Origin of the sequence: Sulfitobacter sp. AS59, assembly GCF_038899995.1 — a bacterium.
GTDB lineage: Bacteria > Pseudomonadota > Alphaproteobacteria > Rhodobacterales > Rhodobacteraceae > Sulfitobacter.
In genome coordinates, this window is record NZ_JBBMQK010000005.1 from 62,596 (window position 1) to 77,151 (window position 14,556).

12 protein-coding genes and 1 pseudogene are annotated in these 14,556 nt (G+C 52.2%); 11 read left to right on the top strand and 2 right to left on the bottom strand.

The genetic code is table 11. The annotated features are described in order from the left end of the window. Positions 1-31 precede the first annotated feature (31 nt). The gene (gene iolE / locus WNY39_RS12770; RefSeq protein ID WP_342845968.1) at positions 32-934 is read left to right on the top strand and encodes a myo-inosose-2 dehydratase; all 903 of its coding nucleotides are present in this window, start codon (positions 32-34) and stop codon (positions 932-934) included. A 31-nt stretch (positions 935-965) separates the two neighbouring features. Further along, on the top strand, positions 966-1,790 hold the full coding sequence (gene iolB / locus WNY39_RS12775) for a 5-deoxy-glucuronate isomerase (RefSeq protein ID WP_342845970.1): 825 nt from the start codon (positions 966-968) through the stop codon (positions 1,788-1,790). 867 nt (positions 1,791-2,657) lie between these two features. On the opposite strand, the gene WNY39_RS12780 is transcribed toward iolB, so the two are convergent. After that, complete coding sequence (locus tag WNY39_RS12780) at positions 2,658-2,909, bottom strand: helix-turn-helix transcriptional regulator (RefSeq protein ID WP_342845972.1); 252 nt, start codon at positions 2,907-2,909, stop codon at positions 2,658-2,660. Between the two features lie 616 nt (positions 2,910-3,525). Here WNY39_RS12780 and WNY39_RS12785 point away from each other — a divergent pair. After that, on the top strand, positions 3,526-3,891 hold the full coding sequence (locus WNY39_RS12785; RefSeq protein WP_342845974.1) for a hypothetical protein: 366 nt from the start codon (positions 3,526-3,528) through the stop codon (positions 3,889-3,891). Between the two features lie 543 nt (positions 3,892-4,434). Here the strand turns inward: WNY39_RS12785 and WNY39_RS12790 are convergent. Further along, positions 4,435-5,265: pseudogene (locus WNY39_RS12790) on the bottom strand (transposase). A gap of 682 nt (positions 5,266-5,947) precedes the next feature. Between WNY39_RS12790 and WNY39_RS12795 the strand changes: the two are divergent. From WNY39_RS12795 to WNY39_RS12830, 8 genes are all read left to right on the top strand, one after another. Beyond that, positions 5,948-6,130: a helix-turn-helix transcriptional regulator gene (locus tag WNY39_RS12795; protein WP_342846221.1), complete on the top strand. Its 183-nt coding sequence runs from the start codon at positions 5,948-5,950 to the stop codon at positions 6,128-6,130. Between the two features lie 772 nt (positions 6,131-6,902). After that, on the top strand, positions 6,903-7,274 hold the full coding sequence (locus WNY39_RS12800; protein ID WP_342845976.1) for a helix-turn-helix domain-containing protein: 372 nt from the start codon (positions 6,903-6,905) through the stop codon (positions 7,272-7,274). 259 nt (positions 7,275-7,533) lie between these two features. Next, entirely contained in the window at positions 7,534-9,456 is a 1,923-nt protein-coding gene (locus tag WNY39_RS12805) for a site-specific integrase (protein WP_342845978.1), read from the top strand. Further along, complete coding sequence (locus tag WNY39_RS12810) at positions 9,456-10,796, top strand: hypothetical protein (protein ID WP_342845980.1); 1,341 nt, start codon at positions 9,456-9,458, stop codon at positions 10,794-10,796. Before WNY39_RS12805 ends, WNY39_RS12810 begins: the two co-directional genes overlap by 1 nt. Positions 10,797-10,905: 109 nt before the next feature. After that, positions 10,906-11,166, top strand: coding sequence for a hypothetical protein (locus tag WNY39_RS12815; RefSeq protein ID WP_245764272.1), 261 nt, complete (start codon positions 10,906-10,908; stop codon positions 11,164-11,166). A 9-nt stretch (positions 11,167-11,175) separates the two neighbouring features. Next, positions 11,176-12,225, top strand: a complete 1,050-nt coding sequence (locus WNY39_RS12820) for a tyrosine-type recombinase/integrase (protein ID WP_342845982.1) — start codon at positions 11,176-11,178, stop codon at positions 12,223-12,225. A 247-nt stretch (positions 12,226-12,472) separates the two neighbouring features. Continuing rightward, on the top strand, positions 12,473-13,669 hold the full coding sequence (locus tag WNY39_RS12825; protein WP_342845984.1) for an integrase arm-type DNA-binding domain-containing protein: 1,197 nt from the start codon (positions 12,473-12,475) through the stop codon (positions 13,667-13,669). Continuing rightward, positions 13,666-14,526: a hypothetical protein gene (locus tag WNY39_RS12830; RefSeq protein WP_342845986.1), complete on the top strand. Its 861-nt coding sequence runs from the start codon at positions 13,666-13,668 to the stop codon at positions 14,524-14,526. Before WNY39_RS12825 ends, WNY39_RS12830 begins: the two co-directional genes overlap by 4 nt. Positions 14,527-14,556: the final 30 nt, after the last annotated feature.

Consider the following 14,556-nt stretch of genomic DNA (forward strand, 5'->3'; position numbering starts at 1 on the left):
CCATATACACCCCTATCACAGGACATGTTCCATGATCCGCTTCGGAACCAACCCCATCGCCTGGTCCAATGACGACGACCAGACCCTCGGCGCCCATATCACTCTGGAGCAGTGCCTGTCAGAGGCAGGCAAGATCGGCTTTGACGGCATCGAGAACGGCCACAAGATGCCGTGGAAAGCAGATGATCTGAAAGCCGTGCTTGCGCCCCACGGGCTGCAATTCATCTCGGCGTGGTATTCGCTCAACCTGCTGGCCCGGTCGGTCGACGAGGAGATCGCGATGATTCAGCCGCATCTCGACAGGCTCAAGGCGATGGGCTGTACCGTCTGCATCGCCTGCGAAACCTCGAACGCCATCCACGGCAACGACTCTGCCCCGCTACACGACAGCCCCTCGCTGTCGCCCGAGCAGTGGGAGGAGTTCGGCACCAAGGTCGAGGCGGTCGCGGCCCATTGCGCGGCAGAGGGACTGCTAATGGTCTACCACCACCACATGGGCACCGTGGTCGAAACACCGGCCGAGATCGACCGCTTCATGGAGGTGACGGGGCCGGACACGAAGTTGCTGTTCGACGCGGGCCACTTCTACTTCGGCTCCAATGGTGCTGATCCTGCACCCTACCTACGCAAATACATCGACCGCGTCGGACATTTCCACGCCAAGAATGTCCGTCGCCCGATCAAGGCCGAGGTCCGTTCGCAGCATCTGAGCTTTCTCGAAGGAGTGCGGCGCGGTGTCTTTACCGTGCCTGGCGATCCGGAGGGGGCTGTGGACTTTGCCGATTGCCTCAAGGTGCTGGCCGAGAATGGCTATAACGGCTGGATTGTGATCGAGGCAGAGCAGGATCCGGACGTGCGTAGCCCATTTGAGTATCAGTCACTTGGCCTGAAGACTCTGAAAGCCCTCGCCAAGGATGCCGGCCTGATCGGCTGACATTTTGACCGCCAAAGCAAGGAACGAACCCATGCCAGACCTACTCAGACACCCCAACGGCACCAGTGGCAAAGTCCACGACATCACCGTCGACAGCGCCAGGGGGCCGAAAAGTCCGGATTGGGGGTATGTCGGATTCGGCCTTTACCGTCTCGCTTCTGGTGAGACGGCGGCAGAGGCGACGGGTGACCGAGAGGTTATTCTGGTGCTGGTTGAAGGCAGGGCTGAACTGTCAGCCGGAGGTCGCGACTTCGGCGAAATGGGCGACCGGATGAGCGTGTTTGAGAAGACGCCACCGCATTGCCTCTATATTCCGAACGGCAGCGACTGGCGGGCGGTCGCCACCACCGATTGCACGCTGGCCGTCTGTACGGCACCGGGGCATTCGGGCCACGAGGCGAAAAAGCTTGGCCCGGATGGCATCACCCTGACCGAACGCGGAAAAGGCACGAACACGCGCTACATCAACAACATCGCAATGGAAGACCGCGATGTGGCCGACAGCCTTCTGGTCACCGAAGTCTTCACGCCTTCAGGGCATTGGTCGTCCTATCCGCCCCACCGGCATGACGAGGACGACTACCCCAACATGACCTACCTGGAAGAGACCTATTACCACCGGCTGAACCCTGATCAGGGCTATGGCCATCAGCGGGTCTGGACAGAAGACGGTGCGTTGGACGAAACCATGTCGGTCTCAAGTCACGATGTGACTCTGGTCCCCAAGGGGCACCATCCCTGCGGCGCGCCCTACGGCTACGAGATGTACTATCTCAACGTCATGGCCGGCCCGCGGAGGAACTGGCGCTTCAGGAACCACCCGGACCATGACTGGATCGCGAGGCGCGACGCATAGCGGTTGTCAGAAAGTTCAGTGGTGTTGTTTACGAAGTGATTTACAAAATTCAGGGCGTGGCAACGGTCGTGAACGAGAGGTCTGGTGTCAGGGCTTCGCAAGAACATACAGAGCAATTGATGTAGGCATATGCCGACAGCACCGCGCTTTCGCATGCTTGCAAGGACGCTGCTCATTTTCAGATATGTGTGCGGGGCAGCGATGGGCTCCAGCCTCCGGTAATGCGCTCTTCTCAGTCAAGGCATTTTGCTGAAGCTGATTGATCCGCCAGAGCGATGCCTTGGGTTCTGCTCCTGCCAGTCATGTCTCTTTGCGCAGCCTTTGGCGTGGGTTCTTGGGGTAAGCTTTGGTCCGTGGACAGCACGATCTCTGAAAAAAAGGCTGGTTCGCGGCAATTCTGTTGTGCCCATGGCATCGGCGCGTTTGCCCGATGTCAGCGACGCTCCTGGGCACGATATCACCGGCGCTTCGTCCCTGCAGAATCGGAGAGCCAGCGCTCCGGCAGGCAATGGTTTGCGGGTCGGGTCGTCGGCTCAGCCTCTATTTGGAATGTTGCACACAATGGCAGCTAAGCGAAAGCTGCAGCGCGGCATCGAAGAGGGGCGGGGAAGTCCGCAAAGGGCCGATAGAGTTCCAGACTATCGCGGCGCTCGAGATGGTGGGCAGATCCCAAGAGCCCTTACTCCGAACCGCACTCCCCAAAAGTAGTGAGTTGAGAAGCGTTCAAACCAATTGCACCAGAAGCGGCGCAAACAAGCTGGTCAGCAGAACGACTAGTGGCATGGCAATACCAGCGTAGGCGGAAGAGGCCCTAAAAGATGCCTGATCGGTAGTTGGGCTTTGAAAGTAACCTAAACTGGTGCAATTTTATAATTTATCTGGCGAGGCTTCGAATAGCTTCTCAAAGAACAGTTCAGGATCCGCCCTGACTTCTTTTAGAATAACGCAAAGTTCGACTGCATCGAGACGCCGCTCGCCCAGCTCGTACTTCGCAACAAAAGATGCTGGTTTGCCAAGTACTTCCGCAAGTTTGGCTTGCGACATTCCTGCCGCCAGCCGCAACCCGGCCAGTTCTTGCCGTAGCAACCTGTATGCATCTGTGTGAACTGCGCCTGCCAACGTGCTTGCCCCAAAAACTTCTCGACAAGGACCCTTAGCTCAGTCACTAAATACTCCCAAAATGGGAGTGATTCGTGTACAATTCAACTATTTTTCTGACGCGGAAAAGCTTGCGCCCGAGCGTCGTTCTGCCATTTCACCTTGTTTGGTTCGGCAGATTGTCAAAAAAACAGGGCACCATTGCGTTGGAGAAGGGGTTGATCGTCGCCCTTCGCTCGTCAAGCAAGTCCGAACGCTCCGGTCGGACGGTTCAGATGACGAAAAGAGGACGACGCGGCATAGAAGACATTTTGGGTTCAGAAGAGTCCAATATTCCACGCGTCTTTGCACATCTTCTGAGCAAATCAGGTCACGTCACTGAAGATCCATTCTACATCTACGCGAATGCTCCATTGCTAGAGTCTTGGAGGCACAAGAAGAACCAAGAGTGATCGTGCGGCGGGCAAAGTGGTATCATGAGCAAGTCAATGCCAAGACCTTTAACGACCGGTATCGGGTTGGTTATAAGTGCAGGCTTTTCGCAGTCAGAGGCTACTAATACAGTTCTCAAAATCACGCTTTGTTCCTAATGCAACAGAGCGTGATTTTGAGAACCTGAGGTGAGACGGTGGCGAATATGATGACTTCGGATGAAAAACAGGCAATTTTGTGCGCCATTCCCAAACTCTTTACCCGCTGGGAGCTCACCGAGCAGCAGTCGTTTGAGCTCCTCGGCGTCTCTCGCGAAAAGTGGAGTAGAATCCAAGCGGGACACTGTGAGGAGCCGCTAACTGAAGACCAAAGTATGCGAGCAGGTACGCTAATAGGGATCCACGTCGCACTCGGCACGATCTTCACCAAGCCACGTTGCTATAATTGGCTCCGGCTACCGAACCGCGCTGCGTTTTTTGCGGGTCAACCGGCAATAACGGTGATGATTGCAGGCGGACTACCTACGATCATCCGTGTCCGTCAATATCTCGAAGCTGAACTAGCAATGTGACATGGAGGGTCTCACACTGTCCCAGAACGTTTAGTTTACTGAACGGGTAGGGCGGGGCCATGAAAGGCGGACTGTCCGTCGCCAGGGCTTCTACATGCTCCAGCTGTCTGTTCATCTTCCACTACTCAGTGGTTAAGATATTCCAAGAACACTCTCTTATCATATATCGCTATTTGGACCCATAGAAGCTGACGTCAGACAATTTACAATAATGCTTTTTCGTTATTCAGTGCCAGCCCGATACCGACGAAAGGGTGCCCATAGAAGAAGTCGATGAAAACCAAGAGATGGTAGGAAGGGAGGGACTCGAACCCTCGCAGATACGCTAATCTGGCGCAAAAAAAGGTTTATAAGTCCCATCGCCACACCTGTGCCCTCCCACGCGATTTAACGAGGGAAATCCCGAATTCAGGATATTCGGTACGAGGTATGTGGGGTCAAAGTCATAGGCTAAAGATGGGACATTCTGAAGTAGCGGTCAAGAGTGAAGTGGTCCGGCAAATTCGGACAGCGTGCGAAGTGACCTGCTCCCCATTGAGTCCGCTAATTTGGGTTAGCTCTGTTCAGGTTTTGGTCTTTCTTTGACCGGTTAGCATATTCTGCCGGTGTCAAGCCAGGGAGGCTTGTGTGTGGGCGGTGGTCGTTGAAGTCGGTATGCCATGCGGCGATGAAGTCTACGGGCATGACGCAGGCTGTCAGACACAAAGTCTAAGCCCCGCCGTTGGTTCGGTCCCTGCGGGATCGCCATCGGCGTTCTGGTACCCACGGCACGCTTGCGCCCGCCGCGTTTACATACTGTTAACCCTTCTTCGCGGTAGATCCGATACAGTTTTTTTCACCCTCTCGTGCATTGCTGCGCGATACCCTGCCGGGCAATGGTTCATCTGCCGGCCTTCCCGCTTCAGCAATATGTGCAAACGACGATAGCCAAACCGCCGCGTTCAGACGACAGTTTCTTCAGCAGCCCTCGCAACTCGGTATCGGCTGGGCGGTTTGATACACGTCGGTAAACACGTGGATCGATGCCAGCCAAGGCGCAGGCTCGCTTTTGATTGTATCGTTTCTCAGTCATGGCCCAATCCACAGCGCGTCGCCTTGAACCGTGCCCCAAAAAAAATTTTCCAGCATTTCATTGAGGGTTGAGACATCCGTCATCTGTTCAGCCAATAGCTTCTTAGGTTTGGCATTCTCAGCCTCAAGCGCCTTCAACCTTTTCGCATCAGATACTTCCATGCCGCCATACTTGGACCGCTACTTATAAAACGTCGCATCACTGACCCCATGTTTGCGGCACAGCTCTTTCGTACCAAGCCCCGCCTGATGCTCTTTCAATATCCCAATGATCGGCTCTTCGCTAAAACGGCTTCTTTTCATCGTCTGTCTCCTCAGTTGGAGAACAGGCTAACCCCAAACGACGGTCAATTCAGGGTAGCAGGTCAAAGCCGCAAAACTGTCCTAAAAAGCAGGACCACTTCACAAACGTCCTAGACAAGCACGCTTAGCTCAGCCATCAAATACTCCCAAAATGGGAGTGATTCGTGCCCGTGCCTTAAATTTTACTAACTCGTAAGAGTACCCGTCCGAGCGTCTTGCTGCCGTTCCACCTTATGTGGTTCGGTAGGGTGTCGACGAGGCAGGGATTGATGGCGCTCTGCAAAAGGGATTGATAATTTCAAACTCGGAGAATGTTTCGACGCAATCAAATATCATAATGCGACCGTTCACTAGCAAAAGTTTCGGTCCGCTCGATAGATATAAAATGAGTGGAAGACTAAAAACAATTAATAAATATTTCGACCAGTTAATTTTTTTCCATAATGACATTTGCCATGCAGGGTGCAGTTCGAGCTTAACAACGAAATTCCATACTAATTTTAGTCTTATTAGCTACTCAAGATTCCTAAACAGAAAAGCTTAGTAACATGAGAACCACATCGGAGACAATATTATGCCCCGCCAAAAGACGGTACCAAAGGACATCATTCGCGAACGTCGAACGAAGTTGCACATAAGAGCTTGCGAAGGGGATCTATTCCTGCCGGATGCAGTCAAAGAGATGCGTAATGCAATTGCTATGACCCAGGTAGACTTCGCTTACCATTTTGGATTAACACGAAAACAAGTTATCGAGCTCGAGAACGGTAGGGCAAACCCAACATTAGAAACACTTGTAAAGGTCTGTCGACCATTTGGCTTTAAGGTAGGTTTTGTGTTCCCAGGAAAACCTCCTAGGTGGTAGATTGCGTAATGTTCATACACTATTCTGTCATTAAGGCATGAGATGGCCGTTGTTGATGACGTTTGTTGGAAAAGTGGCTACCCTCACAGGGACAAAGTAAATTCGTCAATACGGATCAAAGAATCCCGATGCGAAATAATAATATAGATGGCATAATATTCGAAATGGCGGCCAAAGTACTATCTCTTAGCCCGGTCAGACTTCGGAAGCGGCCTATTTAGGTGCTTATTCAGGGTGTGTGACGTCAGCGCTTATGGGTCCAAATAGGGTCATTTGCTAAGAGAGGGTTTGTTGCTCATCGTAGCCACCAAGGAGTGGACGATGAGAAAGATAACGAAGAGCCCTGGCGAGAAGATCGTCAAAGATATCAAACGCGCCACGTCCCAAGGCGCGCTAACAATTGGCCGACTTTTGCTCCGCCCCAGTGGTAGGACATCACGCTGCTGTTGAAAGGATATCCACGTACCGCGATCGCATACACAGCATCACGCTTGAAGCCTTTACTGAAATTTGGCTTCCCCATAATCGCCTTCTTGCCTTAATTTTATGGAAGAAAGCGTCTATAATACTAGGGGCACTTCACCTCATTTTTTCGAAAGGGTGTAAACTTTAAATTTATTGAAAACTTTATCTATTATTGGAGAGATCGCAGAACGCGGTTATTTCCAACCTGCCTTCTGCACAAGAAACAAATGCAGAGGGTATAAATGTTCTTCAAATACATATTAGGCATATCGCCGAAATTAACTACGGTCGATGGCACTGGAAGCCAATGCTGACGGTCGAACAGGTTTCAAAGCACTTTAATTTGAGTTGCGCGACAATTCGCAGGAAAGCCGCTGGGAAAGATATCAACGCCATTCGGATTGGAAGGGAATACCGATTTGAATGGGTCGACCTATGGTCTTGCGAAAGCGCCAAAATGCCGCGCGCCTCCAATAGCACACGCTACAAAGAAAATCTTCTTACAAAGTCTGAAATCGCCACTAACTTTCAGGTCAGTGTTCGAACTGTAGAGCGCTGGATCGTAAACGGCATGCCTACGCGTAACGTTTTCAGCAACGTGCGCTGCAACCCGCACGACGTTACTGAATGGCACCTCGGGCGCGGTGTGGCTGTTAGAGACAGTTGGTGGCTGCAATGATCGCCAAGCTTCGCACAACCAAAAAAGCCAAACCTCGACACGGGCCACCATCTTCCGACAGTCGCACAAACGGGACCAAATATCTATCGGCGTTATGTTTTGGACCGCTTGTGCGAAATTCGGAAGAATCCCGTCAGAATGTGCGAAACGCCGACAGCTTTCCGCCTCTCTCCAAACTTTTTTAATGCCACTTAATAGTGCTTCTCAGCCGTCGCCGCACAGCGCGGCGACGCCTAAGCAGCACCAAAAAGGAGAACAAATGCTTAACAAGACCTCTGAACTTAATACCAACAGCGCGACCATCGCAGATGTAGTCGTTTGGGCCACTGATGCTAACTTGCATCGCGACACCATCTACGAACTGCGAAAGATCGCAGCTCGTCTTGGGATTACCGAAGAAGACCTTTCAGCGATACCAGCGGATTTATTTTACTTTGAAACGAGCATCGCCCCTACTCCCTATGGAAGTGTGCCGAATGCGTCGAACATTGAAGCTGCGCGGAAACGCGGTAATTCTCGACTGCGGAGCTGCCTCAAAAAGTTCGGCGGATCGAAGCCGAATCTTTGCATCGACGTCTCAGAATCATTCCTGAAACTAATTGAAGCGGTCAAAGATCGCGAGGGTTTTTCAGCATGTGGTGCCGATCTGCCAACGTGCCAACATCTGCCCATCTATACATTGCGTCGCCTGTCCCGAGTGCCACTTGCTAACCTTGATCAGGCCGAGGTCAACCAGATGGTCGAGGGGAGCACTCCTGAAACCCGCAGATCATTGGTGAAGGGGATCAAGGCTCTGAACATGCTCCGTGATGGGCAAAGCAAGTGGCCGGAGATCGGGTGTCTTCTACCGCCTACCGAGTTGCAAGTCCCTTCTGGTCGCGAACGCGCATATCGCTTGAAGTGGAGCGAATTCACGCCCGAATTCCGCGAGAAAGTGGATGCGTTATTTGCAGAAACCCTGGTGACCCCAGAAAGTCTTGCACAAAGGGCGAAGCAGATGATGACCGACGGAGTATCATCTGAGGCAATCAACAAGTTCGTCACCGACCGCACTATGGGTCGCAAGCATATTTCGAAGAACCACGAAGCGGCGAAAGCAACCTATCGCGCAGCGATCACTTGGGTTGCCCGAGCCTATGCAACTCTCCACCCACTCACAGAACTTGTAGATCCACAGCAGCTATTTGATCGAGATATCATCCGGCGCGCGATTGACGACCAAATTACCCGGTCAAACACGTCGTTAAAACTTAAAGATGCTAACAAGAGCTGCACGTTGGCCAATCGCCTAGTCAGCCTTAAAACACTAGCTCTGTATGGCCTCCGCTCCGAAGCGGTGGTGCTTGACATCGAAGTCCTTTCTGCAGCCTACAAAGATTATATTATAAAACAACGCGAAATGACCGACAATGCCGATGCCATTTGCACAGCGCTTCAGCACAATCCACATTTGGCTGCGCGATTTGTTAACGCACCTACCGCACTTACTCACCTAGCCGGCGAAGTCTTAAGAGCGGCGCAAGAGACAAATAATAAGCTCCACGAACTTTACGCTCTGCGTCTTTATGCTGTCGCCGCGCTCTATGCGATCCAACTATCCCGCCCGTTGCGTACGCGCAATCTGATTACCTTGCGCCATCGTTTATCCCCGCACCTGGGCAAGAACCTCCGCTGGCTCAAGGACGGCGAACATGCCGAAATTCGTTTCAACTCTCTCGAAACGAAAAATGAACGGACGATTAGGGTCGCTGTAGTCGGAAAAGATGCCCAGATCTTGTGGAATTGGCAGAATATCTACCGCCCGCGACTTATCGAGCTGTCAGGCTGTAATGACAGCCCCTATCTGTTTCCCGGCGCGGCCACGCCGCGGCTTGTTAAGAACGGCCTCACTCTACCCGACGGAACTATGTCGCCGGCTTCTTTCGCCGAATTGTGGGCGAAGGGCGATCAGGTAATTGGGCTTGGACTTACACCTCATTCCTGCCGACATGCGATAGCCACTCTGGTGCTCGCCAAAGAGCCCGGAAACTTCGCCAAAGCTGCTGCGGTCCTTGCAGACTCCGAAGCAACTGTACGCAAACATTATGGCAAGGATAGCGGCGAGAGCGCTTCAAGTGCGGTCCGTAGTGTGCTGCTGGCGCAATACCCCAGTTTGTTCAAAAATACCGGAGGCCAGTATTGATGAAGAAATCTATCCTAGAAGCTCGCCTCTCATCGACGCCAGCTCCAATCCGCAAATCGCTTTTGGAAGCCCATGACAGCTTACCAGCTGGGGCCGCTACGGTTATCAACCGTTTCTTCGTTATTGCAGCATCTAGAGGGGAACCACTGGACGCACCATCTGCGAGCAGCTTCCGCTACGCATGCGCGTCAGAATCGACATTCAGGCTCCTGCTGCGCACTCTCGCAGCACATGCGCCACAGGTTTCGACAGCGGCGGCGCTTAGCGTGAAGGCCGACTGGGTATCCAAACGCCCTAAGGGCAGTGCAGCGCGCAATAACACTGCCAACAGACGGCCTCACGTAGAGTTCGACATCACGCACTGGCCAGCCTCCTGGCAAGTTTTTTTAATCGGTTTACGTAGTGCGGATATTACACCCAAAACGTTAAAGCGCTATGTCGCTTCGATTAGCCGATGCGCAGATGTCGTTTCTGAAAATGGGCTGTCGGATGATCTGTCGTTCCTTACCGGCTACGAAATCGCGAAAGTCCTGACTGCGCAGAAAAAGCGTCTTTCACCGATAACTATTGCAAATTACCTGAATGCTCTTGGTATGCTAGGACGGCATGGAGGCGCTGATCCCGCTGGTCTGACTGGCCTCGCGTTCGTCAGTCAGAACCAGCTCTGCCTTTCCAAAGGTCAAGAAAAGAAGAAGTTTTCCCGCATAGACGGTCTCATGGCGCGCGGCGCTTACACTCACATCGGTCGTGTGATCGCCCAACTGCGCGAAGTAGCAGTTCACGCGCCCGGTCATTCATTTGAGCGCACAAAAGCACTCCAATCCGCTGCCATTTGCGTTGTGGCATTGAATATGCCTGCACGTACAGGTGACATGTCACGGTGGGTCATCGGCAAAGAACTCACCAGATCAATTACTGGCGAATGGTCCCTGAATTGGTTTCAAGAAAAAACCAAGAAATCGACGGGAGCCGGAAAGCTTTGGCAAGAGGTCGCGGAATCCCTTGATGAGCACATTCTGGGTGGTCGACCGCAGCGCCTCACATCCCTGCGATACAATGAGTGCATTGGAACGAACTGGCTATCGCTAACCAACAAAGCATACCAGTCCAAGTGGCCTTCGCTGAGGTTCAAAGAGGCGGTTGGCATTCCACTACACGACCTTCGCACGCTGCTTGCTGACCACATGCGCCGGCATACCCCCGAGACCGCAGCAAACGTCATTCAAACAATGCTTGGTCACTCTTCAACAGGATCTGGAGAAGCTTACCGTAGCGATTGCGAGCAGGACTATGCATCTCATGCTTGGGCCAAAATCCGAAAGGAAGTTGGAAAATGCTGATTAATACATCTGACCTGTCCCATCGCATAGGGCAGAGCACGCACCAGTCTCATTCCGACGCGCGCAATTTTGCCGGCGCAATTCGTTCGCAAACCGACAGGTGTTCAGAATGAACGCTCAGACACTGCACCAGCATATTCACAATACACGACATGCGGTACCAACCCCGACCAAGCGCGGCCTCTCTCGCGAAGAGTCAGCCGGATACATCGGTGTCAGCACGTCAAAATTCGACCAGATGGTCCTGGATGGTCGCATGCCGCCCGCAAGGCGCATCGACGGTCGTCGAATCTGGGACATTCGTCAGCTCGATAGCTATTTTGATCGGCTCCCCGGTTGCAACACAATTTCTGACAACCCTTGGGACTGATCCGCGCTGATGACACGTCGCCTTAAATATCTTGCGATCGACACGGATCGTCATGGGAACGAGCGGATCTATTTCCGTCGTCATGGTGTGAGAACGCGCCTACGCGACCCTTACGGCTCGGATGAATTTCTTACAGACTATCAGAAAGCTTTGGCTGTCGATGGTCGAAAGCCTGTACAAAAGAAGGTTTGTAAGGAGCCGGAGAGAACGAGTATTCGCTGGCTTTGCGTACAATATTTCAAGAGTTCTATGTTCACCAGCCTAGATCCGCGAACACAGAAAGTTTGCCGCGCGATTTTGGAAAAATTTTGCCTGAACAACAAAGACGGCTCTAAGCCGTTTGCCATACTTCTACCCAAACATATACGCGCACGCCGAGACGATATGTCTGAATTTCCAGAAGCAGCAAATGGGATGATCAAAGCGGTCAGGCAGCTTTATCGCTTTGCGATCAACTATGATCATCACGACGGCAATCCCGCTGAAAAGGTCGAATACCTCAGAGGAAACCCTGAAGGATTTCACACATGGACCCTAGCTGAAGTGGCAAAATACGAAGCCACCCATCCGGTCGGTACGATGGCACGCCTCGCGCTTGGCCTCGCCCTCTACACTGGACAGCGCCGGTCCGATCTTGTCAATTTCGGTCCTAATCACGTCCAAGACGGCTGGCTGGTTTTTCGACAGTACAAGGGACGCAAAACAAAGCCAGTTCACCTCGAAATACCTATAATCCAAGAACTACAAAGATTGATCGACGTCACGCCCTCGGCCGGAACAACCTTCATTTCGACGGCCTTCGATAAGCCTTTCACATCTAACGGCTTTGGAAACCGTTTCCGCAAATGGTGTGATGAAGCTGGCTTGTTCCATTGCTCGGTCCACGGCCTGCGTAAAGCCGCAGCATCGCGCTTGGCCGAACTTGGCTGCACTGAACAAGAGATTATGGCGATTACAGGTCATCGCACGAGCAAAGAGGTTGTACGATATACGCGGGCGGCATCTCAAAAGCTGCGCGCCAAAAGCGCTTTGAGCCGTATGAGTAGTGAGTTAGAATAACAAAAGTGTCCCACCGACATTCAGAAGTCGAAAAAGTGGGACAAATTCAAGCACTATGTCTTTGGAATTAAATGGTTTTATAAATGAAATGGTGCCCAGGGGCGGCACTAACCACATGTTTTTAATTGTTTTTATCTGTACAGTCATAGTCATATCCCCCTTAAAATATAGCTATCTGTGTCTCGACTTGGCTTGTTCTGTCCGTACCCATCCATTACCTTAGGGTGGATAAATCGGGGGACATAAAATGCGGGCTACCAATAGACTTTCAGCTCAATTCGTGAAGGGTGCACCCGTTGGTAAACACTGCGATGGCGCTGGGCTTTGGTTGGTGAAGCGTGATGACGGTGGCGCGCAATGGGTGTTGCGCGTGACGGTTCATGGCAGGCGAAGGGAAATGGGCCTCGGTGGCTTCCCCGCCCTGTCATTGGCCCACGCCCGCAAGCTCAGTGACCGGTGGCGCATGTTGGCGGCAATGGGTCGAGACCCAATTAAAGAACGTGAGGCCGAAAGTCGCGCTGTGCGACGCGAAGAGATATCTTTATCGATTATTACTTCTGACGCGTTCGAAGCACGTAAGGCCGAACTGAAGGGTGATGGAACAGCAGGACGCTGGCTTTCACCTCTCAATATTCATGTTTTACCAAAGCTTGGAAAAGTACCCGTTACGGACCTTGACCAACGTGACATTCGAGACACTTTGGCCCCGATTTGGCACACGAAGGCAGACACGGCGCGCAAGGCACTAAACCGACTTTCAATTGTACTGCGCCATGCGGCAGCACTGGGCTTAGATGTTGATTTGCAAGCGCCCGAAAAAGCAAAAGCTCTTCTGGGAAAATCACGGCACGTAGCAAAGAACATTCCATCCATGGCTTGGATAGATATACCCAAATTCTATAACAGCCTGGAAGAACCGACGCTAACCCATCTTGCTTTGCGGTTACTGATCCTGAACCCAGGCGCGAGATCCAAACCAATACGTTTTCTGCGTTTGGACCAAGTTCAAGACGACGTTTGGACGGTCCCAGGTGAAGACATGAAGGGCCGCAAAGGTGCGACACCCGCTTTCCGTGTGCCGCTTTCAAGTGAAGCGAAACGCTTGATTGATCTTGCGCGACCACATGCCCGCAACGGATTTCTCTTCCCAAATACTAGGGGGGGAGTGATCAGTGATATGACGCTTTCGCGGCATATGGAAAGGCACGGTTTGGAGGCGCGTCCGCACGGTTTCCGCGCGTCGCTCCGTACTTGGTTGGCCGAAGCTACAGATGCCCCGCATGAAGTGGCCGAAGCGATGATCGCGCATTTCGTCGATTCCAGTGTAGTACGGGCTTATCGCAGAACCGATTTTCTCGAACAACGTAGGCAGCTGGCCGAACGTTGGTCGGATCATGTCACAGGCGGCCACGGACAACTCAGGCAGTTGGGGTCGCTGAAATGACAGGGCAAGAAAAGAGACCGGACGATCCAGACAAAACTGACAAAACGCTCCCTGCTTTAAATGACTGGGGCATTCCAGATTGGCGCAACGAAGAAGCCTATGGTGATGTAAAGGAATGGAGCCTAGATCGCTGGCGATGGGAGTTTTTCAGACGTCGAGAAGATCTCCGGGAGTTCTTTGATGATCATGCCGAAACACGATACCGGTCAAATCAAGCGATGAAGAATAACCCAAATATCACAAACTCTAGCTTCGAGGGGCTGCCTACGGAGCCTGGTTTTGGGGTATCCGCCCCAAACTGCGCCGACCTTTTCGGATATATCTCTGTTCCTAACCCCAGAGTTGGCAATCAGCCTTCAAGAATAATCAAACCTGTAGCCGAGTATCAAATCTTTAAGATTACAGACGGCAGCAGAATACCCGAAGTCGACATTTTCGACGAGGATGACAGCGACAAATGGTATTGCGTTCCTCAGAGAGCGGAAGTGTCGGCGATAGGGAAACCTTCCGTTTCGACTGAAAGAATAACAGCTTTGTCAGCCGCGCCTTTTAGGTACTTCCCAGTTGCGCTCAAAAAACATGAGCTGGCGATCAATTTTGACATTAATAAGCCGATCGACCAGCAGGTAAAAGTCGCTCGCGAGATACTCATTTCATTTCAGTTAGAACGCCATGGAAAAGCGTTACAAGTGCGTAGACATACCAAGAAATGGTTGTCTTATCTGCGATCGCTCGATGCCCGAGAAGCAGGCGCAAGCTGGTCAGAAATATCTAGTCTTCATCCGGAAACCCAGCAAACAGAACAAACGGGTCGCGACAAATGGAACCAAGCGCGCTCCTTGTGTTTTAATTTCTAAATTTATATCACAATTTTCAGTCTGCGCAAG